Below are 23,890 nucleotides of genomic sequence, written 5' to 3' on the forward strand. Positions count from 1 at the left end.
CCTGATCGCCGTCACCCGCCCCGACGGCCAGCAGACCCTCGCCGCCTACACCGACCGCCTCAGCCTGCCCGTCACCGTCACCGAACCCGGCGGCGTCGTGTGGCGGCAGACCTACGACGAGCACGGGCGCCGGACCTCGGTCACCAACCCGCTCGGCGCGGTGACCCGGTTCGGCTACGACGAGCTCGGGCACCTGGAGAGCGTCACCGACGCGCTCGGCCACACCACCCGGATCCGCTGCAACCCCGCCGGCCTGCCCGTCGAGTCCACCGACCCGACCGGACGGACCGTCGGCTACCAGCGCGACGCCTTCGGCCGGGCCCGCACCATCACCGACCCGATCGGCGGCGTCACCCGGCTGACCTGGACCGCCGACGGCCGTCCGGCCACCAGGACCGCCCCCGACGGGACGGTGGAGAGCTGGGTGTACGACGGTGAGGGCAACCTGCTCACCCACACCGACGAACTCGGCCAGGTCAGCACCTACGAGTACACCCACTTCGAGACCCTCGCCGCCCGCACCACCCCCGACGGCGCCCGGATCACCTTCACCCACGACGCCCACATGCAGCTGGTGGCCGTCACCAACGCCCTCGGCCAGCGCTGGGAGTACGAGTACGACCCGGCCGGGCGGCTGATCGCCGAGAGCGACTTCGCCCGCCGCCGCGCCGAGTACACGCTCGACCCGGCCGGGCAGCTCGTCGCCCACACCAACGCCGCCGGGCAGCGCACCGCGCACCGCTACGACGAACTCGGCCGGCTCGTCGCCACCGAGACCGCCGGCCGGGTCACCAGCTACGGCTACGACCGGGCCGGACACCTGGTGCACGCCGCCAACCCGGACGCGGAGGTGACCCGCGTCGTCGACGCACTGGGCAACGTCCTCGCCGAGACCGTCAACGGCCGCACCCTCACCCACACCCTGGACACCCTCGGCCGCCGCACCTCCCGCACCACCCCCGGCGGGCACACCAGCGGCTGGACCTACGACGAGGCCGGCCGCCCGACCGCCCTGCGCACCCCCGGCGGCGACCTCGGCTTCGGCTACGACGCGGCCGGCCGCGAGATCGAACGCACCGTCGGCGCGCAGCTCACCCTCACCACCAGCTGGGACGCCCGCCACCGCCGCACCGGCCAGGCCCTGCACGGCCGCACCGCCGGCGAACCGGCCCTGGGCGCCCGCCGCTACGACTACCGCCCGGACGGCCAGCTCACCGCCGTCGACGACCAGCTGACGGGACGTCGGGAGTTCGACCTCGACCCGGCCGGCCGGGTCACCGCCGTCCGCGCCGAGAACTGGACCGAGAGCTACGCCTACGACCCGGCCGGCAACCTCACCGACGCCCAGTGGCCCGCCACCGGCGCCACCAGCGACGCCGTCGGCCCGCGCGCGTACGAGGGCGCCCTGCTCACCGCCGCCGGCAAGGTCCGCTACGAGCACGACGCCGCCGGCCGGGTCACCCTGCGGCAGCGCACCCGGCTCTCCAAGAAGCCCGACACCTGGCGCTACACCTGGGACGCCGAGGACCGCCTCACCGAGGTCACCACCCCCGACGGCGCCCGCTGGCGCTACCTGTACGACCCCTTCGGACGGCGCACCGCCAAGCAGCGCCTCGACGCCGACGGCGCCACCGTCCTGGAGCAGACCGACTTCACCTGGGACGGCCACACCCTCGCCGAGCAGACCACCCACGCCCCCTACCTGCCCGGCCCCTACACGCTCAGCTGGGACCACAAGGGCCTGCGCCCGCTCACCCAGACCGAGACCATCGCGACCCAGGAGCAGGTCGACCGGCGCTTCTTCGCCATCGTCACCGACCTGGTCGGCACCCCCACCGAACTCGTCGACCCGGCCGGCACCGTCGCCTGGCGCGCCACCGCCACCCTCTGGGGCAACACCGTCTGGGCGGGCGACAGCAGCGGGTACACGCCGCTGCGCTTCCCCGGCCAGTACTTCGACCCCGAGACCCGGCTGCACTACAACCTGCACCGCTACTACGACCCCGAGACCGCCCGCTACACCAGCCCCGACCCGCTCGGCCTCGCGCCCTCGTCCAACCCGGACGCCTACGTCCGCAACCCGCACGCCTGGATCGACCCGCTCGGCCTGTCCCCGCACGAGGACGCCGAGGTCTTCTACCGCGGCATGTCGCGGGCCGAGTACGAGAAGCAGCTCAAGGCCGAGGGCGGCCTGTACCCGAAGTTCGGCGAGACCTTCGTGACCCAGGACGAGGCGTACATCCGGCAACTGGCGGCCCGTCACCCCGAGGACTACGAGGTCCTGGTCCAGTTCGAGATGCAGGCCGGCACCCGGGACGCCCTGCTGGCCGCCGGCGCCCGCGACGACCCCGCCTCGCAGGCGATCCGCGAGAAGGGCCTGGCCGACCTGCCGATCCTCGGCCGCGGCCAGGCCGACCGGGTGCACATCAAGGCCGAGAAGGGCTTCCTCAACTTCGGCCTGCGCAAGAAGTCGGTGGATATATTCAACGGGCGGATCCTCGGATACGAGACGAAGGACTGGTGAGCCCGGTGACCCCGGACGAGATCGAAGCCCTGCTGCGCGACCCGTCGGTGCCCTGGGAGGAGCGCCGTGACCGGGTCAAGGACCTGCAGGGGGTCACCGGTGCGACCGCCGCCGGGCTGGAGGCCGCCCGGGCCGCCGGCGACTGGGGGAAGTTCGAGCTCTTCCTGCTGGTCGCCGCGGCGCACCCGGACCCGTCCTACCTCCCGCCGATCACGGCCGCGCTGGCCCTGGGCGCCCGGGAGGTGCCGAACGAGGACGCCCTCGAGGTGCTCGCCGACCTCCCCGATCCCGGAACCATCGCGCTGCTCGAACGGATCGCCCGCACCGAGCACGAATGGGACGAGTTCAACCAGGTCGGCGTCAAGGCGGTGTGGGCGCTGGAGGCGATCCACACCCCGGAGGCCACCGCCGCGCTCGCCCGGATCGCCGAGCACGGCGACGAGTACGTCCAGCGCTGGGCGGCGAAGGCGGTCACCCGGCGCACCCGGTGACGGTGCGTCCGGTGATGGTCGGTCAGACCAGCGTCTCGATGACCGTGGCGACGCCGTCGTGCTCGTTGCTGACGGTGTGCCGGGTGACCGAGGCCAGCACCAGCGGGTGCGCGTTGGCCACCGCGTAGGCCTGCCCGGCCCAGGCCAGCATCTCCAGGTCGTTGGGCATGTCGCCGAAGGCCACCACCTCGGCCGCGTCGATGCCGCGCTGCGCGCACCAGCGTGCCAGCGTGCTGGCCTTGGTCACCCCCGGGGCGCTGATCTCCACCAGCGCGATCGGGCTGGAGCGGGTGATCTCCGCCAGCGGGCCGACCGCCGCCCGGGCCCGGTCCAGGAACTCGTCCGGGGCCAGGTCGGGGTGCTTGGCCAGTACCTTGAACAGGCCGTCCACCCGTCCCTCGGCGACCAGCTGCTCGGCCGGGGCGACCGGGTGCTCCTTGTCGGACTCCCACATCACCACCGTGTACTCCGGCTCCCGCGCGAACCCGCCCGGGAACTCGAACGCGAACGCGGTGCCCGGCAGTTCGGCGCGCAGCCGCTCGACCACGGCGAGCGTCTCGTCCGGCCGCAGCGGGAAGGTCTCCAGCAGCTCGCCGCGGTGGACGTCCACCACCGCGCCGCCGTTCGAGCAGATCGCCACGCCGTGGCCGCCGATGTGCGGGCCGAGCTGCTGCATCCACCGCGGCGGGCGGCCGGTGACGAAGACCACCTCGAGACCGGCCGCCTCGGCGGTGGCCAGCGCCGCCGCGGTGCGGGCGGAGAGCGTGCCGCCCGACCCGAGCAGGGTGCCGTCGAGGTCGGTGGCGATCAGGCGGGGGCGCGGCGAGGGGCTCATCGGTCCATCTTCGCGCACCTGTGCGGAATCCGGTCCCGCCCCGGCACCGACCGGGGCGGGACCGGCGCTCACGGCGCCACGTTCAGCGTCAGCGCGGCGGTGTGCAGCGTCCCGCCGGTCTGGAACTGCAGGAACAGCCGCCAGTCACCGGCCTTCGACAGCTCGGCGTGGAACGGCAGGGTCGGACCGCCGCCCGCACCGGTGGCCTTCACCTGCGGGTGCAGGTGGGCGAAGGCCTGGTCGCCGGTGTGGAACGCGGTCAGATGGGCGTAGGTCTCCAGGTAGGGCTGCAGGTCGGTGACCGGCTGCCCGTCCCGACCGACCGTCACCGTCAACTCGCCCGCCACTCCCGCCTTCGGCGCACCGGCCACGGTCACCGTGTACCCGTCCACCGTGGTGCTCGCCGCGGCGGCGGGCAGCGGCACCGGCGTCGCCTGTCCGGGCACCGTGACGGTGCGGCTGAGCACCAGCCCGGTGCCCTTGCCACTGCCCGCGCCGGGGACGAACGAGGCGTACACCCGCCAGTCGCCCGGCTCCAGCGCGGCGAGCGGCGCCGTCCAGCCGCCGTCCTGGCCGAGCACCGGGTGCAGGTGCTGGAAGCCCGACAGGTCCGAGCGGATCGCGTAGAAGTGCATCGGCTTGGTCTGCTCCGGCTCGAACGCGGTCAGCGCCCTGCCGTCCGGCCCGGTCACGGTGAACCGGTACTCGCTGCCGGACAGCGCGCCGTCCAGCCGGTAGCCGCCCTGCTCGGCGGCCAGGCCGTCGGTGGCCGCACCGGCCATGCCGTCCGGGCCGTGGCTCATCCCGGCCATGTCGTGGCCGGACGCGGCAGCGGACGGCTTCGTGTCGCCGTGGTCCATGCCGGCCATCGAGCCGCTGCCGCAGGCGGTCAGGGTCAGCGCGAGCACGGCCGCGGCCGCGGCGGCCAGCGCCCGGCGGCGGGGGGAGGGGGTCGTCCGGGTCGTGGAAAGCATGCTGGTCATGGGAGATCGCTCCAGGGTGCGCGCGCGGATGCGCGGTCGCGGACAGGACGCGGCGCCCGCCCGGGCCGTCGGCCCGACCGGGTGGCGCCCTCACCTGCGGGCGACGCCGACCCTGGTCAGCAGCTCCCGCCCGCCCTCCGGCGGCGCCCGGCCCCGCCCGTCCGCCGCCGGCCGCACCCGGGGGTGCGCGAGGGCCACGGCCCCGGTCCACACCGTGGCGGGCCCGGGCGCGGCCAGCGGAGCGTGGTCCCGGGCCTGCGTGGACACGCAGCTGGCCGCCCCGGCATGACCCGGGCGGTACGGCGCGGCCGCCGCTGCGGGCGTGCGCTCGTCCGCTCCGGCGGTCGCGGCGTGCGGCGACGACTCGCCCGCCGCGGCGGGCGGTTGCGGATGGCACCCGGCCGCGCCGGTCGGGCTGCCGTGCATCAGGAACAGGCCGAGCAGCAGGGCGCAGAGCAGCGCCCACCGGGCGGCCGTCCGCGACCCGGCGGGTACCGGGGTCCGCCCAGTCCGCTGCACCCCGCCACCATACCCCCTCCCGGTATCTGGTCCAGGCAGCCGCGCCGGTCGCGCCGCAGGTCCGTCAGCCTCGGCCGACCGTGCGTCACGCGCACCTGACGCGGCGACAAATCCGCTGGCAGGGTGCGATGGTAGGGGTACGTCCGGCTGTTTCTGTTCGGTGACAGAGCGATGATCGGCGCGGGATATCCGCTCGCCATGATTGTCGTACAGCGTCCGCCGGACCCCGCCGGGAACGAGCGAGCGGACGCCGCCCACGCCGCTCACCATCCGTCCCTGGGGGAACTCCGATGTCCGTCCGCACCCGCTCCCGCCGCGCCCGCCTCGCCACCCTCGCCGCCGTCGCCGTGCTCGGCGCCACCCTCCCGGTGCTCGGCGGCGCGTCCACCGCCTGGGCCTGCGGTGACGAGCCGGAGACCCCCACCGTCAGCCAGGCGGTCACCGGAGCCGTCAAGGACGCGAACGCGGTCAAGGCCGCCGACCAGACCACGCCGAAGTTCCCCAAGAGCGACTTCCTCCCCGAGATGCCGAAGTCGGTCACCGCGGGCGGCGCCGGCGTCGAGTTCGGCATCGAGCTGGGCAACTCCACCGGCGCGCCGATCGAGGACGCCAAGCCCTTCCTGGCCTTCTACAACGAGCACGAGGACGGCACCGGCGCGAGCATCCTGCAGCCGTCCGACCTGACCCTGGAGGTCATGCAGGGCGGCACCTGGAAGAGCCTGCCGCTCGAGCCCGGCTGCGACCCGGTGCTGCGCGCCGACTACTCCTCGCTCGCCACCCACCTGGACGACGGCCACGCCACCCGGTTCCTGTTCCGGCTCACCGTGACCGGCCACTCCAACGCCGCGCAGACCCAGGTCGACATCTACCTCGGCGCCCAGGTCGACTTGCACTACGTGCTGCCGATCGTGCACCCGGCCGCCCCCGCCCCGACCACCCCGGCGCCGGCCCCGACCACCCCCGCCACCAAGCAGCCCACCACCCCGGCGTCCACCCCCACCACCAAGGCCCCGGCCACCGCGCCGACCACCGCCGCCGCCGTCCCGGCCGCCGCGGTCAGCAGCGCCGCCCCGACCCCGACCGCCGTCGGCACCCCCGCGGTCGCGCAGAACCTCGCCTCCACCGGCGGCGGCTCCTCCTCCACCCCGCTGCTGATCACCGGCACCGTCCTGGTGGCGCTCGGCGCCGGCGTGGTGACCGTGGCCGCCCGCCGCCGCGCGGCCGCCGCCCGCGACTGAGCCGACTGCCCGTCAACTCCCCTGCCCCGTCGCCTCCTTCGGCGGCGGGGCCGACGGGCGTCGCGCCCCCCGCAGTTCGCGTGTTCGAACCGCGCCGCCTAGAGTTCCGCCGACGAAGCAAGCCGAACGGGGAACGGGGAGAACGTGGCGGGCAGGCGTGCAGCGGGCGGTGCGGGGACTCAGGTCAGGCCGGTCACGGTGGGGCCGGACGCGGCCTACTGGGAGGCGATGGCCGAGGCCGAGCAGCGGGAGGCCCGCCGCAAGCGGATGCTCGGCCTGACGCTCGGCGGCGGCGCCCTGGTCGCGGTCGGCGCGATGATCACCGTCGCCGTGGTCGTCTCCCAGCACTCCGACGGAACACCGGCCGCCAAACCGGCCAGGAGCGCCGCCGCGCCCTCCGCCGCCGCGCCCTCCGGCACCGCCGCCGCCAAGCCCGCCGACAAGGCGGAGTCCGCGGCCAAGCCCGAGGGACTGCAGCCCGGCAGCGCCGCCAAGCTCGGCCCCGCCGACGGCCGGGACGGCACCGCCCTGCTGCTGCCGGGCAACGGCGACGGCTACGCCGAGGCGGCCGACGCCGGGATCGACACCGCGAAGGACTTCACCGTCTCCGCCGTGGTCCGCAACGACGCCGCGAGCGACCCCAAGGCCGCGCTGTCGCAGAACGGCGAGCAGTTCTTCGCCTACTACCTCGGCCGCGAGGACTCCTCCGCCGCCACCCGCAACCGCTGGGTCTTCAAGGTCCAGACCGCCAACGAGGCCGGCAAGACCGCGATGGCGCTCTCCACCGCCCCCGCCGCCACCGGCCGCTGGACCACCCTCACCGGCGTCTACAACGCCAAGGCCAAGACCATCTCGCTCTACGTCGACGGCACCCTCGCCCAGACCACCCCCGCCCCCGCCGTCCTCCCCGCCAAGGGCCCCCTCGAACTCGGCCGCGCCCGCTACAAGGCCCACTGGGCCGACGCCTGGAACGGCGGCATCACCGACGTCCGCCTCTGGCGCCAGGCCCTCACCGCCGACCAGGTCACCCGCCTCACCAAGACCCGCACCCCCGACCCGGCCCCCGCCGCCGTCCTCCTCCAGCCCTGACCCGCCGGCCCGCACGCGGAGGGGACCGGCGCGCGCCGCGCCGGTCCCCTCCGTCGGTCCAACCTCCAGGTCAGCCCAGGCCGTTGACCTTCTTGTACTCGAGCGCGTAGGCCAGCTTGCCCGGCTTGGCGTCGGAGTACGGCTTGCCCAGCTTGTCGAACTCGCCCTTGTTGGCGGCCTTGCCGGCGTTCCACTGGTCCAGCGCGCCGAGCTGGCCGGCGGTGAAGCCGCTGTCCACCACGGCGTCCTTGGGCAGTGCCACCATCGCCTGGGTGGTGCCCTTGACGGCGGCCAGGTAGCTCGCGGGGTCCGTCTGGTCCCAGGCCGTCAGGTCGACCGGCGCGGCGTCACGGATCCAGCTGCCCCAGTAGAACTCCTGGAACGGCACGGTGTTCTGGGTGTAGCCGATGTCCCGGCCGAAGTAGAGCAGGCTGCGGTACTTGTCGTCGCTGAAGTCGGCCAGCCCGACGGAGGTCGGCAGCTTGTTGATCGTGACCTCGTTGCCCTCCGGGTCGCGGAGGTAGACCCACTTGTTGGTCTGCATCTCCGCCCAGAAGTCCTTCTTGGTGAGGGTGCTCAGGTTCGCCAGCACCTTCAGCCGGACGTGCAGGTCGGCGCCGCCGTCCGGGGTCTCGAAGAAGGAGGTCAGGGTGTGGTGACCGTCCGTCAAAAACGGCTCGCCGCCGGGGCCGATCACCACGGTCTTCATCGCGGCGGTGCTGTCCGCCGTCTCGCCGCCCACCGGCAGCGCACAGGTGAACGAGGACGGGTCGTCCAGACGCGCGCCCGGCTGGACCGCCGCGGCCTGTACCCGGCCGTCCGCCTCGCACCAGTCGTCGAACTTCTTGTTGACCGCGTCCTTGCCGAGCGTGTACCGCCCGAGCTTGTAGTACACCTCGTCGAAGCCCAGCGACGGCTGGGTCGGGTGCACGTCGCCGATCCGCACGTCCAGCAGGTCGCCCTCCTGGGCGCACAGGTACTGCGCGAACGGCGTGTGCCGGTTGTCGTGCCCGCAGAACGACGGACGGGTCCCCGGCGCCCCGGGCGCGGCGAACGCACCCGGAGCCGTGGCGACGACGGTGGCCAGTGCTGCACCGACCGCCAGCACCGGTGCGGCGGACGGGAGTCTGAATCGCATGACACTCCTTGCGGCAACGCGGATGTGACCCGCGAGGGTGTCAGCGCCCCGCCAACACCCGCCCACCCGCCCGTGACGCCCGGACGAACGCCGGGCGTCGGGGCGCGCTACTGCCAGCGGGTGTAGAAGGTGTAGATCGTCGGCTGACTCCGCCAGCCGGAGGCGGTCACGGCCCACACGTACACGGAGTGCGTGCCCCAGCTGCCCGAGTTGATGACGGCCTGGGCCGTGCCGTTGGTCGCCGGGACCAGGGTGTCGGGCGCCGTGCTGGAGTCCAGGGCGTAGTGGAAGGAGGCGATCGTCCTCCCCTCGGTGCTGCCGGTGGAGGTGGCGCCGAAGGTGAAGGTCAGCGGCTGCTGCATGAAGATCTGGCCGTCCACGCCGTTGGAGGCCACGGTCACGCCGGTGATCAGCGAGTCGGCGTCCACCCGGAAGTAGCAGGTGCTGCTCGGCGCGGAGACCCGCGTCCCGTCCGTCTCGTACGTGTAGAAGCTGTACGAGCCCGAGGTCGGCTTCCCGATGGAGACGCCCGTCTGGAAGTGGTCGGCGACCGGTGTGCTGGAGTAGGAACTGGTGCTGCCGTCCGGGGCGGTGAGCACCACCTGGAGCCACGGGCTCGCCCCGTTACCGGCGAGGCCGGGCGGCGTGGCGAACACCTGGACGTCGCTCAGTGCGTTGGGGAGCCAGTTTCCCGGGGCGGTGGCGGCGCAGGCCACGTTCGGCCCGTTGGTGCCCAGGCCCAGCGCGGTCGGGCCGCCCTCCGGGAGGGTGAAGTAGCCGAAGATGTCGACGACCACGTCCACCGTGCCCAGGTGGTTGTAGAAGTTGATCATTCCGGAGTCGTCCACCGGCACGATCACCATGTTCGGGATCGTCTGCCCCGGGCGGAAGTTGAGGTTCGAGGTGGTCGGCCGGCCGGTGCCGTTGCCGGGGAAGACGGTGAGGAAGCTGTCGGCGGTCGGGTTGGTGACCGTGACGTTGAGGACGACCGCGGCCACCTTCGTGGTGCCGAGACCGCCCGTGGCCACCGGGAGGTTCATCGTGCCGTCGGCGTCCAGCGTGTGGAAGCTCCCGCTGGAGCGGGTGTCGACCATGCGCTTCGGGCCGGTGGCCGAGTACGACGCGCCGTTCGGAGCGGCCTGGTAGAAGCCGAAGACGTCCACCACGACCTGGGTCGAGCCGATGTGGTTGAACAGGTCCACGCTGCCGTCCGCCCCCAGCGGGACGGTCACCAGGTTCGGGACGGTCTGCCCCGGCGTCCAGTTCAGGCTCGACGTGCTCGGACGGGTGATGCCGTGCGGAAAGACCGTCAGGAAGCTGTCGGCGGTGGTGTCGGTCACCGTCACGTTCAGCACCACCGAGGTCGCCCCGGCCGCCGGCACGCCGCCCGCCCCGGCCACCTTGAGGTTGCGCGTCACGCCCTCGCCCACCGCGCCGTTCGGCCGGGTGTCGAGGATCCGCGCCGGACTCAGCGGTACGTAGGTGGACCCGGTGATCGCCTGGCTGTCCGTGTAGTAGCCGGCCAGGTCCGCCACCACGTGTGTGCTGCCGGAGTTGTTGAAGAAGTCGACGTACCCGTTGACGACCGGCACCGTCACCGCGTTCGGGACGGTCTGCCCCGCCGTGAAGTTGAGGTTCGACGCGGTCGGCAGCGTCGTCCAGTCCGGATACACCGTCAGGTGGCTGTCCTCGGAGGGCTCGGTGACCGTCACGTTCAGCACGACGGCCTTCACGTCACCGGCCGGCAGCCCCACCGGCACCCGGATGCTCGCCCCGCCCTTGACCTTCCCCGCGGCCGGTACCCCGACCGCGGACCGGGTGTCGAGGATCCGGTGCGGCTCCACCTTGACGAACTTCCCACCCGGCGACGGAACCGGCACCGCCGCCCCCTGCGCGGTGGCCGTCCCGGTGCCCCCGACCACCGTCAGGCCGAGCGTCACCACGCCCGCCAGCCCCAACGCCAACCGGCGTACCGCGCCCGAACGACGCGGCGAGCCCACAACCCGGTCCAAGTGCCACCCCTGATGAAACGAAAGGAACCCGCCGGGACGACGTCACCGGCTGATGATTCATACCAGCACCGACCGTCGCCGGCCGGGCCGCCGGCATCACGGTTGGGCAAAGTGGTTCGCCGACGCCCGACACCGGTGCCAGCTGACGGAGCGCCGGATCAGCCCTGGTCGCACAGCGCGGAGGGGGCCATCTCTCGTGCCGGTGGCGGCTGTTACCCTCTGCACGCGTACGGCCTGCCGCCGTCGAGTGTTCAGAAGGAGCACAGTTGCGAAGACTGACCGCGACCCGGGTCGCCGTCACCGTTCTGCTGGTGGGCGCCGGGGTGCCTACCGCGATGGTGCCGGCCGGGGCGACGACGACCGGGCCGATGGCCTCGTCCGCGAGCACCCTGTACGTGGCGAACCAGGCGGCGTGCTCCGACGCGGGCCAGGGCAGCGCGGCGCAGCCGTTCTGCACCGTCTCCGCGGCCGCGGCCGTGGTCGCACCGGGTCAGACCGTCCGGGTCGAGCCGGGCAGCTACCACGAGCAGCTCCGGATCAGCCGGTCCGGCACGGATGCTGCGCCGATCACCTTCGTCGCGGAGAACACGGCTCAGGGCATGGTCCGGGTCTTCTCCGACACCGCGTCGGTTCCGGCGGTCTCGGTCTCCGGCGTCCGCAATGTGACGCTCCGTGGGTTCACGGCGTTCGCCGGTTCGGGAGCGGACGCCTTCCGGGTGTCCGACTCCTACCTGGTCGCGATCGAGCAGGGCTCCGCCCACGGGAACGCGGCCGGTGTCCGGGTGACCGGCTCGTCGAGCACGGTGTCCGTCCGCCAGGTGTCCGTGGTGGACCGCGGTCCGGCCGCGATCCAGGTCGACGCGGGCGTGTCCGGGACCAGCGTGACGGCCAGCACCATCACCGCCTTGTCCGGGTCGGGCCGGGCCGCCACGGGCGTGCTCGCCACGGACGCCCCCGGCACCACGGTCACGGGCAACACCGTGATCGCCCCGTGCGGCCAGGGGATCGCGCTGGCCGGAGCCTCCGTGGGTTCCTCGATCGAGAACAACATCGTCGAGAACGCGGGCGGGTCGCCGAAGGCCCCGGCGGCCTGCCCGGCGCCGTTCACCTCCACGGCGATATCCGTCTCGGCCGACTCCGCGGACTCGACCGGGGTCGACTACAACCTGGTCGACCCGACCGGCGGCGGAGCGCCGTACAACTGGAGCGGCACCGTCTACCCGACCCCGGCGGCCCTCACCGCGGCGACCGGACAGGGTGCCCACGAGCTCTCCGCCGCACCGCAGTTGACGGACGCGGTCGGCGGGGACATCAGCTGGTACCCGCTCGCATCCACCTCGCCGGCCATCGACTCCGCCGACGCCGACGCGCGCGGCGCACTGGCCGTCGACTACCTGGGCGCACCGCACCAGGACGTCCCGGCCGTCCCGAACACGGGCGCGGGGAAGACCGCCTACGCCGACCGCGGTGCGGTCGAGTTCGCGGCGGCGGCCGCATCGTCCGGCAGCCCCCGGATCGTGCAGGCCCCCGGCGGCGGGGCGCTCGAGGTCGAGGCCTCGGTGCCGGGCGCCGGCTACCCGGGCGCGCCCTACGGCGCGACCGGCGCGAGCTTCGCCTACCAGTTCGACGACGAGCCGTTCCCCGTGGTCACCACCGAGGGCACCGTCCGGCACACCTTCCAGCGGGCCGGCTACCACGGCGTGCGGATCGCGGTCAGCACCGACGGCTTCCGGACCGGAACCGGCGTCAGCTTCCCCGACGGCGGCGTCGTCGTGGGTGCGGACTACACCCCGGTCGCCCCCACCCGGCTGCTGGACACCCGCAACCGCATCGGCACCCCGACCACCACCCCGGTCGCCCCGGGCGGCGACCTGCTGCTGCCGATCACGAGCGTCGACGGCACCCCGGCCGCCGAGTTGACCGCGGTGACCGTCAACGTCACCGTCACCGAGCCGACCGGCACCGGCTTCCTCACCGTCTACCCGGACGGCCGGTCGCTGCCGAACGCGTCCAACCTCAACTTCACGCCCGGGCAGACCGTCCCCAACCTGGTGACGGTTCCGGTGGAGGGCGGCGGCATCCGCTTCCACAACACCGGCAGCGGCACGGTGCACGTGATCGCCGACCTCGCGGGCTACTACAGCAACAAGGGCTACGGCTTCAAGCCGCTGGCGCCGACCCGGGTCCTCGACACCCGCTCCGGCCTGGGCGCCTCCGCGGCCCGGCCGATGGCGGTCGGCGAGTACCTGCGCGTCAACCTGTCGGACCGCATCCCGGCCGGCGCGAAGGCCGCGGTCCTCAACGTGACCGTGACGGAACCCCAGGACACCGGCTTCCTGACCGCGTTCCCCGACGGCCAGCTGCTGCCCAACGCGTCCAGCCTCAACTTCACCCCCGGGCTGACCGTGGCCAACCTGGTGACCGTGCCGGTCAGCAACGGCCGGATCGACCTCCACAACAGCAGCTTCGGCACCGTCCACGTCGTGGCCGACCTGGCCGGCTACTACGGCACCCCGGACAGCGGCGCCACCCTCAGCTACATCCCGCAGAGCCCGGTCCGGGTCGCCGACACCCGGGACGGCACGGGCCTCAACCGCTCGGCCGGCGCGGTCGCCCCGCAGGACGGCATCAGCATCTACCCGTCGTTGCCGCTGGGCGACAAGTGGCCGGTCAGCGTGCTGTTCAACGTCACCGTCACCGAACCGCGGGACACCGGCTTCCTCACCGCCTACCCCGACGGCCGGACCCGCCCCACCGCCTCCAACCTCAACTTCACCCCCGGCCGCACGGTCCCCAACCTGGTCTCCGTCCCGGTGGCCGACGGCCGGGTCAGGATCGACAACGGCAGCTTCGGCCCCGTCCAGATCGTGGTCGACGAGCAGGGCTACTTCATCGACCCCACCCACTGACCCACCACACCGAACCCCCGACGGCCGGGTGCCCCTCCCCACCAGGAGACGGCACCCGGCCGTCGCCACAACCCGGTCGGTGCCGCCGCGACAAGAGCTCTGGCGCAGGCGCAGGCGTTCAGACCGGCTCGACGGCGACGCGGCCTGCACTCTGAAACCCGCACTCTTCCGTTGCGCCGTCGACTACGGTCGTCTGCGAGTGCGAATTCGGGGGATTGGTTCTGATGGGCAATCAGATCGTCAAGGCGCTGGAGGACGGCGCGCAGAAGCTCGGCAAGACGCTGGCGGAGGACGCCGGGAAGGCGTTGAAGAACTTCTACCGGCATGCGGGCGACAACATGAAGAAGGTCGCCAAGAACGTCCGGGACATCGAGGAGAAGCACGCCAAGGACCTCGAGAAGATCTTCAAGGGCGAGGGCAAGGGCCTGAACCACCCCCGCTCCGGCGGCGGTTTCGGCCGCCGGGGCGGCTCGCATCCGAAGGGCCGCGGCCGCGAGCAGGTGAAGTCGCCGCGGACCGAAGGCCGTCGGCACGACTCGCGCTGCCCGGGTGGTGAGCCGGTCGACATGGCGACCGGGCGGATGTTCATCGACCAGGCGGACGCTTCGCTGCCGGGTTCGCTGCCGCTGCTGTTCACCCGCAGCTTCGAGTCGGGGCTGCTGACGGGTCGTTGGATGGGCCCGAAGTGGCTCTGCCCCTTCGACGAGCGCCTCGAACTCGACGAGGACGGAGTGGTCCACGTCCGCGCCGACCGGATCACCCAGGCCTACCCGCTCCCCGAGCCCGGCGACGACCCGGTATACGCCTCGGCCGGATCCCGCCACGAACTCGCCTTGCAAGACGGCCTGTTCACCGTCACCGACCCCGCCACCGGCCTGGTGAAGACCTTCACGCCCACCCCCGACGGCACGGAGGCCCTGCTCACCGAGGTCCGCGACCGGCACGGCCGCCACTACACCCTCGCCTACGACGAGGACGGCGTCCCGCTCTCCATCACCCACTCCGGCGGCTACCGCCTCCTCGTCACCGTCGACGCCGACCGCATCACCGCCCTGCGCCTCGCCGGAGCGAGCGACAGCGGCGGCGACGCCCTCCTGATGCGCTACAGCTACACCGACGGGCACCTCACCGCCGTCTACAACTCCAGCGGCAAGGCGATGCGCTTCGCCAACGACGCCGACGGCCGCATCCTGTCGTGGACCGACCGCAACAACTCCCAGTACCTGTACGCCTACGACGCACACGACCGGGTCACCGACGAAGGCGGCGCCGAGGGCAACCTCCGATTCCGCTTCACCTACTCCGAACCCGACCCGACGACCGGTCTCGCCACCCACACCGAGACCAACGCCCTCGGCCACACCACCACCTACCTGGTCAACGAACACGCCCAGATCACCGCGATCACCGACCCGCTCGGCCACACCACCCGCACCGAACGCGACGAGTACGACCGCCTCCTCGCCGAGACGGACCCCCTCGGCCGCACCACCCGCTACGAGTACGACGGTGCCGGCGACCTGATCCGGATCACCCGCCCCGACGGCCACCACAGCACCGCCACGTACCTCGACGGACTCAGCCTCCCCACGACCGTCACGCAGCCGGGCGGCGCCACCTGGCACCACACCTACGACGGGTCCGGGCTGCGCACGACCGACACCGACCCCCTCGGCGCCACCACCCGGTACGGCTACGACGCCGACGGCCACCTCGCCACCATCACCGACGCCCTCGGCCACACCACGCTGATCAGCTGCAACCCGGCCGGCCTACCCGTCGAGGTCACCGACCCGCTGGGCGGCGTCTCCCGCTACGAGCGCGACGCCTTCGGACTCACCGTCGCCATCACCGACCCCCTCGGCGCGGTCGCCCGGCTGACCTGGACTTCCGAAGGCCGTCCGCTCACCCGGACCACGGCGGACGGGGCCGCCGAGAGCTGGACCTACGACGGCGAGGGCAACCTGCTCACGCACACGGACCGGCTCGGCCGAACCACGGTCCTCGAGCACACGCACTTCGACGTCCTCACCGCCCGGACCACCGCGGACGGTGCCCGCCACACCTTCCACTACGACGCCGACATGCGCCTGATCGCCGTCGGCGACGCGCTGGGCCGGCAGTGGACCTACGCCTACGACGCCGCCGGGCGCCTCGTCGCCGAGACCGACTTCGGCGGGCGCACCACCACCTACGAGCTGGACGCCGCCGGCCAGCTCCTCACCCGGACCGGCCCGGACGGCGCACGGACGCATCACACCTACGACCTGCTCGGCCGGGCCGTGCGGGTCGACTCGGCAGGTCGCACGACGACGTTCGGCTACGATCCGGCCGGAAACCTGATCGCCGCCGACAACCCCGACGCCGTGCTGACCCGGACGGTCGACGCCGTGGGCAACCTGCTCTCGGAGACTGTCAACGGACGGACCGTCACCCACACCCGGGACGTCCTCGGCCGCTCACTGACCCGACGCACCCCGGCCGGCCATGCCAGCACCCGGACCTACGACGCTGCCGGCCGGCCCTCGGCGCTCGCGACCCCCGACGGCGAGATCGGGTTCGGCTACGACACGGTGGGGCACGAGGTCGCGCGAAGCATCGGCGGACGACTGCTCATCTCCACCACCTGGGACCGTCGGCACCGGCGCACCGGGCAGACGGTCGAAACGGGAGGCACCCGTCTCCAACAGCGCAGCTACGCCTACTACCCGGACGGCAGCCTGCAGGCCGTCGAGGACGCGATCTCCGGCACCAGGACCTTCGCACTGGACCAGGCGGGTCGGGTCACCGGTGTGCAGGCCCGTGAGTGGACCGAGTCCTACGCCTACGACCGGGCCGGGAACATCACCAGCGCCGAGTGGCCCGCCACCGGGGCCGGCGCGGCCCCGCTGGGCACGCGCGTGTACCGCGACACCCGGCTCACCGATGCCGGCCGGGTCCGCTACGAGTACGACGCCGTCGGCCGCACGACCCTGCGCCAGGTCACCCGGCTGTCCAGGAAGCCCGACACCTGGCGTTACACCTGGGACGCCGACGATCGGCTCACCCGCGTCACCACGCCCGACGGAACCGTGTGGCGCTACCTGTACGACCCGCTCGGCCGCCGGATCGCGAAGCAGCGCCTCGACGACGACGGAAGCACGGTCGTGGAGCGGACCGACTTCACCTGGGACGACCACACCCTGGTCGAGCAGACCACGGTCGCTCCGTATCTCCCCGGGCCGCACACCCTGAGCTGGGAACACAGCGGTCTCCACCCGATCTGCCAGACCGAGACCATCACGACCGCCGACGCCTCGCAGGAACACGTCGACCGCCGCTTCTTCGCGATCGTCACCGACCTGGTCGGGGCTCCGGCCGAGCTGATCGACACGGCGGACCACACCATCGCCTGGCGCGCCACCACGACGCTGTGGGGCTGCACGAGCTGGTCGGCGGCGAGCACGACCTACACCCCGCTGCGCTTCCCCGGGCAGTACTTCGACCCGGAGACCCGGCTCCACTACAACGTCCACCGCTACTACGATCCCGAGACCGGCCGGTACACCAGTCCCGACCCGCTCGGACTCGGCCCCGCGCCCAACCCCGACAGCTACGTCCACAACCCGCTGACCTGGGCCGATCCGCTCGGACTCTCTCCCCACAACCACAATCCGGCACCGCCCGAGACGAAGATCGAACTACCGGAGGTGACGGCTCCCAAGCCGCTCAAGCCGTCCGAGGTCGAAGCGGCGTGGGACAAGTTCCTCGGCCCCGGACCGCACACTAATATTCACCCGCGAACCGGCCTCCCGGACCCGCACCGCATCGTGTCGGCCGACGGCCGGCGGAGCATCCGACTGGGGCCTCACGAGATGAACAGCAAACCGACGAAGTTCCACTTCCACATGGAGACGTGGGACTGGCACGCACCCTCGAACACGTGGGTGATCGGCAACACCATGGTCAGGGTTCCGCTGAAATGAGAGTGCAGGTCACCGAGGTCGTCGACCCGGCGCAGGGCACCGTCGCCTTCTCCTGCGCGGTCGGCGAGGCGGTCGGACGGTGGAGGGGCGAGGATGCCGCCCGGATCGGCTCGTACGACGTCGAGCTGGAGATCCCCGAGGCGGTCGACCGCTGGGCTCCGCACGCACCCGGACCGGGATCCCTCAGCGGCGTGGGCCCCCAGGACCTGGCCGTCACCGGCGTGGTGGTCGCGGTCGGCGAGGACGACGACCCCGTCCTCAGCCTCCGCGTCGGAACGGACATCCTCCTGGTCGAGCTCGCCGCCCCGGTGTCCTGGCCGGCCATCGGCGAGACCATCGCGCTCCGCGCCCGCACGCTGGAGCTCTATCCGTACCAGCTCTGAAGAGTCGGGCCATGTCGTCGACGTCCGAGGTGAGCACGCCCACTGGCCCCGGCTGCCGCAGCGCCATCTCCGCCACGGTCACGTCGGTCGCGTCCTTGTGCCCGTGCAGGCCGGCCTGCTTCAGCAGAAGCGTTCGGTCCCGTGGCGCTCGCCGAACCCGCCGACCCGGCGGAACCGAAGATCCTGGCGTGCGCCTCGGACATCTCTTCGTCGGTGAACGCGCCCTGCTCATCCCGACAACGGCGAAGATCGTCCGCGAGCAGCTGGTGCCGAATCTGGCGGGCTACTGCCTCCGCGACATACCCGGAGACGTTGTCGGTGAGATTCCTGAGTTCGTCCACCTGGGCTGTCGGGAGAGTGGCGGTGAGCCGAGGAACTCGGCTTCCATACGGCTTACACGTACGACCACCTGAGCTGGCGGAGCTTCCGCGAAGAGCCGTGGTTCGGGTCGGTGCCGCCCTCACCGCGGCGGCGACGGTGACCGAGCGGATGCGGCTGGGGACGCTGGTGACCTCGGCCAAGCCTCGTTCACCCATCACGCACTGACCTGCGGGAACGCGGGTCATGAACGCCCTGACCCGCTGTCGGCTCAGATCGCGATGAGCCGGACCCGGTCACCGCAGAGCTTGGCCATGTCGTCGACGTCCGAGGTCAACATGGCCACCGGGCCTGGCTGGCGGAGCGCCATCTCGGCGACGGTGGCGTCGATGGCGTACTTGTGACCGTGCAGACCGCCCTGCTTGAGAAGCGCCGCGGAGGCTCTGGCCGCGTGCTCGGTCACGGGCTCGATCCTGACCTGTGAAAGCACCCAGTTCAGGCGGGCGGTGTTCGCCCTGGCGTGCGAGATCTCCACGATGGTGTTGGCGCCGATGACCAGGCCGGCCCCCATCGAGTGGAAAGCCTTGATCATCGCGAGCACGTCCCGGTCCTGCGAGATCCAGGCGGACATTCCCTGGGAGTCCAGCACGGCGGTCTCGATCCGCACACTCACGCGGCAGCCGCTCCGCTGCCCGGCTCGGACGAACCGAAGATCCTCGCGTGCGCGGCGGCGAGTTCCTCGTCCGTGAACGCGCCGTGTTGTTCCTCGTACTGACGGAGTTCTTCTGCGACCAGTTGATGCCTGATCTGCCGGGCCACCGCTTCCGCGACGTATCCGGAGATGTTGTCCGTGAGTTTCTTCAGCTCGGCCACCTGCTCCGTGGGCAGGGTGACCGTGATGCGCGTGGTAGCCGCCATGAAGCAAGCATACTGCCGGTATGCATACTCCGGCCGGGCTTTCGGCGGCATAGTGTCGAGCCATGCGACTGAGTACGGTGATCCTCGGCTTCCATGCGGCTTACACGTACGACCACCTGAGCTGGCGGAGCTTCCGCGAGGAGCCGTGGTTCGGGTCGGTGCCGACCCGCACGGCGGCGGCAACGGTGACCGAGCGGATGAGGCTGGGGACGCTGGTGACCTCGGTCAAGCCTCGTTCACCCATCACAGCCTGAGCTGGAAAGACGCGGCAGGTCGTCGGGAGGGGTGCTCAGATCGGCTCGACTGCCACCCGCGGGTGGCAGAGTCGGCGGAGATCGTCGGTGTCGCTCGTGACCACGGTGACGTCGCCGCGTTCGAGGTGGGCCGTGGCTGCGAGCATCGCGTCGACGGCGTACTTGTGGCCGTGCAACCCTTCGGTCGCGAGGAGCTTGCTCGCGGCGCGTGCGATCTCCTCCGTGACGGGACGCACCTTGGCCAGCGAGACAGCGTGGTCGAACGCGGCTTGCGGCACTTTCGGATCGCGGGCCTCGACCAGGGTCGCTGCACTGGTGACGACCAGGAGGTCGAGGGTGCGGGCGACGTCCAGCCAGACCGTCATGTCACGGTGGCGGCGGGAGAGCTTGGAGAGTGCTTCGCTGTCGAGAACGAGCGTGCCGCTCACGCGGCGTCCGCCGGAGCCGAGTTGTCGCGATGGGCGGCATGGTGGGCTCGGATGCGTTCGGCCCTGGCCGCCACCTCGGTCGGATCAACAGGGCCGTGCTCCGCTTCGGCGGTGGCGACGTACTCGTCGATGGCTTCGCGCTGGAGCTGGCGCTGCACGGCCTCCTCGATGTACGAGGAGACGCCCTGCTTCCCGGCGCGCGCGCGGATCGCCTCCAGCGTCTCGGCGCGCAAGGAGACGCTGGTGACCCGGGTCTTGCCGGCGCGAGGGGTATCCATGGGAAAAGTGTAGTACATCACTTGTGAATCCTGTGCGCCGGCGCTCCGGATTCCGGAGTTTCGGGTGCACCCGACGGCAGCGCGCCGCCCGGTACTACCGCCGACCGGCGAGGAGTTCGGCGAGGCGCTCGCCGATCACGGAGACGCCGGGGCGGGGTTCTTGTGCGTAGTACCAGGGCTTGCGTCGGCGCAGCAGTTCCTCGCCGTGCTCGGCCCAGGCGAATCCGGGCTTGCGCAGCAGCCTTCGGAAGACAGTGTCGACCGTGTCCGGGTGGGCGGCGGCAAGGCGGCGGATCGGCAGTGGCGTGATCGAGTCCTCGCGTAGGTAGGTGCGCAGCAGGTCCTGGTGCTTCCTGCGGCCCGTCAGGTCCGGGTCGGCGAACAGGTCCCGCAGCATCCCGTAGTCCGCGTAGAAGTTCAGCCCGTCAATCTCGTCGTAGATGACGCCGACGGTGTCCGCGTCCGCGAGGTCGGGTGGCAGCTCGAAGGCAGGGAAGTCCAGCCCGGGCAGCCGCCTGCCCCGTGCAGGGGCGGAGTGCGCGGCGAGGGTGGCCTCCTGCCGGTGCCGGTAGTAGGCGTTGAGCAGATCCTCGGATGCGGCGGGGCTCACTGGCTGCCAGTTGGAGCGCGGCCTGGGCAATCTCGTTGGCACTGGCCTTCGGGTAGTACTCCATGGCCCCGGAAACCAGCCAGGCTCCCTCGGCCGGGAGGAGAGGAACCAGGCAGGTGAGGAGGAACCCTCCTTCGAAGACTCCGCGAAAGGCGGCTCGCCCGACATTCGAGTACGTGCGGTACTCCAGGTCGTCGACCAGGTTCAGCAGGACGACCGCACCGTCGTCCTTCCGCCGGATCTCGAAGATCCCTTCCACCGGGTCACGCCAGCCGAGCAGCAGCTCCCGCTCGACCTCGGTCAGGTCCCGCCGTCCTGCGACGAACCAGTCCACCACGGTCGAACCGTCCGGCAGGCGGTACCGCAGGATGCAGTGGTCGATGATCCGGATCGCCTCGGTCTCGTCCAACTCCCGTTCCGGGCCGGCGGCCTCCAGCAGCAGCGGTGTCAGCCACCGGTCGAAGCGCGCGCTCTGCCCGAAAGCAACCAATGCGCCCTTCAGCTCGGCACTGCGTTCGACGAGATCAGCGCGCAAGCGTGCATCCGTGTCCACGGCGCCACGCTAGCGGGCGTACGGATACCGTTCCTCGGCCTTGCCGAAACCTCACCCGCAGCAGCTCGCGCGTAGGGTCGGGGCCATGCGACTGAGTACGGTGATCCTCCCCATCCACCGGTGGAGCGAGGGGCAGAAGGTGTGGCGGCGGGCCGAGGAACTCGGCTTCCATGCGGCTTACACGTACGACCACCTGAGCTGGCGGAGCTTCCGCGAGGAGCCGTGGTTCGGGTCGGTGCCGACCCTCACGGCGGCGGCGACGGTGACCGAGCGGATCAGGCTCGGGACGCTGGTGACCTCGCCGAACTTCCGTCACCCGGTGACTCTCGCCAAGGAGTTGATCACGCTGGACGACGTGTCCGGCGGGCGGCTGACGCTGGGGATCGGGGCCGGCGGAACGGGGTACGACGCGACGGCGATGGGCCAGGAGGCGTGGTCGCCGAAGGAACGGGCGGCGCGGTTCGGCGAGTTCGTGCCGCTGCTGGACGAGCTGTTGCGGCAGGACGCGACCACCCGGGAGGGGCAGTACTACTCCGCCGTCGAGGCGCGGAACATCCCGGGCTGCGTGCAGACGCCGCGGGTGCCGTTCTACGTGGCGGCGACCGGACCGCGCGGGCTGAAGCTGGCCGCGGAGTACGGGCAGGGCTGGGTGACGTACGGCGACCCCAAGGGCCCGGCGGACGTGCCGGTGGAGCAGGCGCCCGCGGTGATCGCGCAGCAGCTCGCGAAGCTGACGGCCGCCTGCGAGTCCGCCGGGCGGGACGTGGCGACGCTGGAGAAGGTGCTGCTGCAGGGCTCGACCGTGGAGAAGCCGCTGCAGTCACTCGACGCCTTCGTCGAATGGGCGGGCACCTACCGGGAGTTGGGCATCACCGAGCTGGTGGTGCACTGGCCGGTGCCGGACTCGATCTTCGCCAACGACCTCGCCGTGTTCGAGCGGATCGCCACCGAGGGCCTGGCCCAACTCGGCTGACGCCCCATCCGGTTCCGCACCCACCCGGGGGCCGCCGGTGACCTGGTGCGACGCGAGTCCTAGGCTCTGCGTCGCACGCGATCAACGGGATCGGCGGGCCTCTGGAGGGGGTACGGGGATGAGCGCGGACAGCGGCAGTCCGGAGCAACCGCAGGACGGCGGTCAGCAGAGCGGACAGCAGCACGGCCGGCAGAACGGTCAGCAGGCCGGAGCGCCGGGTCATCAGCAGGGCCAGCAGCCCTGGGGCGGGCAGCAGTGGGGCCAGCAGCCGCCGCCGCAGGGCCAGTACGGCCAATACGGGCACCAGGGCTGGGGCCAGGGCGGCGGCGGGGCCTGGGCGTTCGTGCCGATCGCGCCGAAGCCCGGCACCGTCCCGCTGCGCCCGCTGGCCTTCGGCGACATCTTCGGGGCGGTCTTCGACACCCTGCGCCGCTACGCGAAGGCGATCTACCTGCCGCTGCTGGTGGTGGCGGGAATCGCGGCGGTCCCGGTGATCGCGCTGTCGGTGGCCGCGGTCTCACCGCTCTCGGACGTCTTCCGGCACGCCGCCGACGACGACAACTGGGAGGGCAGCCAGGACGCGGTGGTGCGGCTGCTCTGGTCGCTCGGCGGGCTGGCGCTGGTCTGGGTGCTGGTGATCGCGGTGATGTACGTGGTCACCTCGACGGTCTCGACGGTGGTGCTGCGGTCGGCGGCGATCGGACGCCCGATGACGGCGGGTCAGGCCTGGAAGGAGGCCCGGCCCTGGCTGTGGCGGGTGCTGGGCTCGCAGGCGCTGCTGTACGGCTCGATGCTGCTGGCCTGGGTGGCGGTGGCGGTGGCGGGCACCGCGATCGCGGCGGCGGCCGACGTCCCGCAGCTGTTCCTGGTGCTGGTGCCGGTGGACATGGCGCTGCTCGGGGTCGTGGTCTACGTCGCGGTGCGACTGGTGCCGCAGGTCGCCGTCCTGGTGCTGGAGGAGTCCACGGTCACCGGCTCGATCCGGCGGGCCTGGCGGCTGAACCTGGGCAACTGGTGGCGCAGCCTGCTGATCCCGCTGGCGGTAGCCGCGGTCGGCCGCGCCGCCGTGGGCTTCCTGACCTCGCCGTTCTCCATCGCCGTGAACGTCATGACGCCCACTCGCGAGTTCTCCACCGACCCGGCCTCGGTGCCCACGCCGGACCTGCCCGGCAGCGGCGCGCTGGCGGTGCTCGTGGTGATCGGCGCGGTCCTCGGCCTGCTCGGCGTGATGGCGACCCTGCCGCTGACCCCGCTGGCCAACGGCCTGCTGTACATGGACCGCCGGATCCGCAACGAGCGACTCGACCTCGCACTCGCCGAGGCCGCCGGCATCCGCCTCACCGACCCCGGGCAGCCGACCCCGCCCGGCGGCGCCCCCGGCACGCCCGGCCAGCCGACCTGACGGGTCGTGGCGTTGCGGTTCGGTCACGACGTGTCTGATTGGTCGCCGAATACGGGTTTTTGTGCCGCAG

General features: G+C 72.2%; 20 protein-coding genes and 4 pseudogenes. 12 read left to right on the forward strand and 12 right to left on the reverse strand.

The window, feature by feature from the left end:
• Positions 1-2,524: RHS repeat-associated core domain-containing protein (locus tag ACWD4U_RS28265; protein WP_363458504.1), on the forward strand; the 2,524-nt coding region annotated here is incomplete at its 5' end.
• The gene (locus ACWD4U_RS28270; RefSeq protein ID WP_363458506.1) at positions 2,521-3,015 is read left to right on the forward strand and encodes a HEAT repeat domain-containing protein; all 495 of its coding nucleotides are present in this window, start codon (positions 2,521-2,523) and stop codon (positions 3,013-3,015) included. The genes ACWD4U_RS28265 and ACWD4U_RS28270, both read left to right, overlap by 4 nt.
• A gap of 22 nt (positions 3,016-3,037) precedes the next feature.
• On the opposite strand, the gene ACWD4U_RS28275 is transcribed toward ACWD4U_RS28270, so the two are convergent.
• The 3 genes from ACWD4U_RS28275 to ACWD4U_RS28285 all read right to left on the reverse strand — a co-directional run bounded on the left by ACWD4U_RS28275 (position 3,038) and on the right by ACWD4U_RS28285 (position 5,352).
• On the reverse strand, positions 3,038-3,850 hold the full coding sequence (locus ACWD4U_RS28275) for an HAD family hydrolase (protein ID WP_363458508.1): 813 nt from the start codon (positions 3,848-3,850) through the stop codon (positions 3,038-3,040).
• 68 nt (positions 3,851-3,918) lie between these two features.
• Positions 3,919-4,833, reverse strand: a complete 915-nt coding sequence (locus tag ACWD4U_RS28280) for a hypothetical protein (RefSeq protein WP_363458509.1) — start codon at positions 4,831-4,833, stop codon at positions 3,919-3,921.
• A gap of 90 nt (positions 4,834-4,923) precedes the next feature.
• On the reverse strand, positions 4,924-5,352 hold the full coding sequence (locus ACWD4U_RS28285) for a hypothetical protein (protein WP_363458510.1): 429 nt from the start codon (positions 5,350-5,352) through the stop codon (positions 4,924-4,926).
• A gap of 290 nt (positions 5,353-5,642) precedes the next feature.
• On the opposite strand from ACWD4U_RS28285, the gene ACWD4U_RS28290 reads away from it, so the two are divergent.
• Together ACWD4U_RS28290 and ACWD4U_RS28295 are read left to right on the forward strand one after the other, a co-directional pair.
• The gene (locus ACWD4U_RS28290; protein ID WP_363458512.1) at positions 5,643-6,590 is read left to right on the forward strand and encodes a hypothetical protein; all 948 of its coding nucleotides are present in this window, start codon (positions 5,643-5,645) and stop codon (positions 6,588-6,590) included.
• Positions 6,591-6,788: 198 nt separating this feature from the next.
• Positions 6,789-7,679, forward strand: coding sequence for a LamG domain-containing protein (locus ACWD4U_RS28295; RefSeq protein ID WP_363458514.1), 891 nt, complete (start codon positions 6,789-6,791; stop codon positions 7,677-7,679).
• Positions 7,680-7,749: 70 nt separating this feature from the next.
• Here ACWD4U_RS28295 and ACWD4U_RS28300 read toward each other — a convergent pair whose 3' ends face one another.
• On the reverse strand, positions 7,750-8,817 hold the full coding sequence (locus ACWD4U_RS28300) for a ParB/Srx family N-terminal domain-containing protein (protein ID WP_363458515.1): 1,068 nt from the start codon (positions 8,815-8,817) through the stop codon (positions 7,750-7,752).
• Between the two features lie 107 nt (positions 8,818-8,924).
• On the reverse strand, positions 8,925-10,829 hold the full coding sequence (locus tag ACWD4U_RS28305; RefSeq protein ID WP_363458517.1) for a hypothetical protein: 1,905 nt from the start codon (positions 10,827-10,829) through the stop codon (positions 8,925-8,927).
• Positions 10,830-11,095: 266 nt separating this feature from the next.
• On the opposite strand from ACWD4U_RS28305, the gene ACWD4U_RS28310 reads away from it, so the two are divergent.
• The 3 genes from ACWD4U_RS28310 to ACWD4U_RS28320 all read left to right on the forward strand — a co-directional run bounded on the left by ACWD4U_RS28310 (position 11,096) and on the right by ACWD4U_RS28320 (position 18,086).
• A complete protein-coding gene (locus ACWD4U_RS28310; protein ID WP_363458518.1) occupies positions 11,096-13,738 on the forward strand; it encodes a right-handed parallel beta-helix repeat-containing protein in 2,643 nt (880 codons plus the stop codon).
• Between the two features lie 224 nt (positions 13,739-13,962).
• Entirely contained in the window at positions 13,963-17,703 is a 3,741-nt protein-coding gene (locus tag ACWD4U_RS28315; protein WP_363458520.1) for an RHS repeat-associated core domain-containing protein, read from the forward strand.
• Positions 17,700-18,086, forward strand: a complete 387-nt coding sequence (locus ACWD4U_RS28320; RefSeq protein ID WP_363458522.1) for a hypothetical protein — start codon at positions 17,700-17,702, stop codon at positions 18,084-18,086. The genes ACWD4U_RS28315 and ACWD4U_RS28320 overlap by 4 nt, the downstream gene beginning before the upstream one ends.
• 1 nt (position 18,087) lies before the next feature.
• Here ACWD4U_RS28320 and ACWD4U_RS28325 read toward each other — a convergent pair.
• Together ACWD4U_RS28325 and ACWD4U_RS28330 are read right to left on the reverse strand one after the other, a co-directional pair.
• Positions 18,088-18,213, reverse strand: a pseudogene (locus ACWD4U_RS28325) (DNA-binding protein); the annotation flags it as partial.
• A gap of 16 nt (positions 18,214-18,229) precedes the next feature.
• Positions 18,230-18,427, reverse strand: a pseudogene (locus tag ACWD4U_RS28330) (hypothetical protein); the annotation flags it as partial.
• Positions 18,428-18,453: 26 nt separating this feature from the next.
• Here ACWD4U_RS28330 and ACWD4U_RS28335 point away from each other — a divergent pair.
• Positions 18,454-18,626, forward strand: a pseudogene (locus ACWD4U_RS28335) (LLM class flavin-dependent oxidoreductase); the annotation flags it as partial.
• A gap of 49 nt (positions 18,627-18,675) precedes the next feature.
• Here ACWD4U_RS28335 and ACWD4U_RS28340 read toward each other — a convergent pair.
• Together ACWD4U_RS28340 and ACWD4U_RS28345 are read right to left on the reverse strand one after the other, a co-directional pair.
• Positions 18,676-19,077, reverse strand: a complete 402-nt coding sequence (locus ACWD4U_RS28340; RefSeq protein WP_363458523.1) for a DNA-binding protein — start codon at positions 19,075-19,077, stop codon at positions 18,676-18,678.
• Positions 19,074-19,322, reverse strand: coding sequence for a type II toxin-antitoxin system CcdA family antitoxin (locus tag ACWD4U_RS28345; protein WP_363458525.1), 249 nt, complete (start codon positions 19,320-19,322; stop codon positions 19,074-19,076). The genes ACWD4U_RS28340 and ACWD4U_RS28345 overlap by 4 nt, the downstream gene beginning before the upstream one ends.
• A gap of 62 nt (positions 19,323-19,384) precedes the next feature.
• On the opposite strand from ACWD4U_RS28345, the pseudogene ACWD4U_RS28350 reads away from it, so the two are divergent.
• Positions 19,385-19,570 (forward strand): annotated as a pseudogene (locus ACWD4U_RS28350) (LLM class flavin-dependent oxidoreductase); the annotation flags it as partial.
• Positions 19,571-19,611: 41 nt separating this feature from the next.
• Here the strand turns inward: ACWD4U_RS28350 and ACWD4U_RS28355 are convergent.
• The 3 genes from ACWD4U_RS28355 to ACWD4U_RS28365 form a co-directional block, all read right to left on the reverse strand.
• Complete coding sequence (locus ACWD4U_RS28355; protein ID WP_363458527.1) at positions 19,612-20,004, reverse strand: type II toxin-antitoxin system VapC family toxin; 393 nt, start codon at positions 20,002-20,004, stop codon at positions 19,612-19,614.
• Positions 20,001-20,282, reverse strand: a complete 282-nt coding sequence (locus ACWD4U_RS28360) for a hypothetical protein (RefSeq protein WP_363458529.1) — start codon at positions 20,280-20,282, stop codon at positions 20,001-20,003. Before ACWD4U_RS28360 ends, ACWD4U_RS28355 begins: the two co-directional genes overlap by 4 nt.
• A gap of 94 nt (positions 20,283-20,376) precedes the next feature.
• The gene (locus tag ACWD4U_RS28365) at positions 20,377-20,892 is read right to left on the reverse strand and encodes a hypothetical protein (RefSeq protein ID WP_363458531.1); all 516 of its coding nucleotides are present in this window, start codon (positions 20,890-20,892) and stop codon (positions 20,377-20,379) included.
• A gap of 10 nt (positions 20,893-20,902) precedes the next feature.
• Here ACWD4U_RS28365 and ACWD4U_RS28370 point away from each other — a divergent pair, with 10 nt between their 5' ends.
• From ACWD4U_RS28370 to ACWD4U_RS28380, 3 genes are all read left to right on the forward strand, one after another.
• Positions 20,903-21,520, forward strand: a complete 618-nt coding sequence (locus ACWD4U_RS28370) for a hypothetical protein (RefSeq protein ID WP_363458532.1) — start codon at positions 20,903-20,905, stop codon at positions 21,518-21,520.
• 10 nt (positions 21,521-21,530) lie between these two features.
• Entirely contained in the window at positions 21,531-22,418 is an 888-nt protein-coding gene (locus tag ACWD4U_RS28375) for an LLM class flavin-dependent oxidoreductase (RefSeq protein ID WP_363458534.1), read from the forward strand.
• Positions 22,419-22,536: 118 nt separating this feature from the next.
• Positions 22,537-23,820 carry a hypothetical protein gene (locus ACWD4U_RS28380; RefSeq protein WP_363458536.1) on the forward strand — a complete coding sequence of 428 codons (1,284 nt, stop codon included), beginning with the start codon at positions 22,537-22,539 and terminating at the stop codon, positions 23,818-23,820.
• Positions 23,821-23,890 lie beyond the last annotated feature (70 nt).

Source organism: Kitasatospora sp. NPDC002522, assembly GCF_053595195.1.

What these genes read in the sequence shown, in the direction of transcription:
- ACWD4U_RS28275 (WP_363458508.1), bottom strand. Translation starts at nt 3,850, where the DNA reads ATGAGCCCCTCGCCGCGCCCCCGCCTGATCGCCACCGACCTCGACGGC.
- ACWD4U_RS28280 (WP_363458509.1), bottom strand. Translation starts at nt 4,833, where the DNA reads ATGACCAGCATGCTTTCCACGACCCGGACGACCCCCTCCCCCCGCCGC.
- ACWD4U_RS28290 (WP_363458512.1), top strand. Translation starts at nt 5,643, where the DNA reads ATGTCCGTCCGCACCCGCTCCCGCCGCGCCCGCCTCGCCACCCTCGCC.
- ACWD4U_RS28300 (WP_363458515.1), bottom strand. Translation starts at nt 8,817, where the DNA reads ATGCGATTCAGACTCCCGTCCGCCGCACCGGTGCTGGCGGTCGGTGCA.
- ACWD4U_RS28315 (WP_363458520.1), top strand. Translation starts at nt 13,963, where the DNA reads ATGGGCAATCAGATCGTCAAGGCGCTGGAGGACGGCGCGCAGAAGCTC.
- ACWD4U_RS28320 (WP_363458522.1), top strand. Translation starts at nt 17,700, where the DNA reads ATGAGAGTGCAGGTCACCGAGGTCGTCGACCCGGCGCAGGGCACCGTC.
- ACWD4U_RS28345 (WP_363458525.1), bottom strand. Translation starts at nt 19,322, where the DNA reads ATGGCGGCTACCACGCGCATCACGGTCACCCTGCCCACGGAGCAGGTG.
- ACWD4U_RS28360 (WP_363458529.1), bottom strand. Translation starts at nt 20,282, where the DNA reads ATGGATACCCCTCGCGCCGGCAAGACCCGGGTCACCAGCGTCTCCTTG.
- ACWD4U_RS28375 (WP_363458534.1), top strand. Translation starts at nt 21,531, where the DNA reads ATGCGACTGAGTACGGTGATCCTCCCCATCCACCGGTGGAGCGAGGGG.
- ACWD4U_RS28380 (WP_363458536.1), top strand. Translation starts at nt 22,537, where the DNA reads ATGAGCGCGGACAGCGGCAGTCCGGAGCAACCGCAGGACGGCGGTCAG.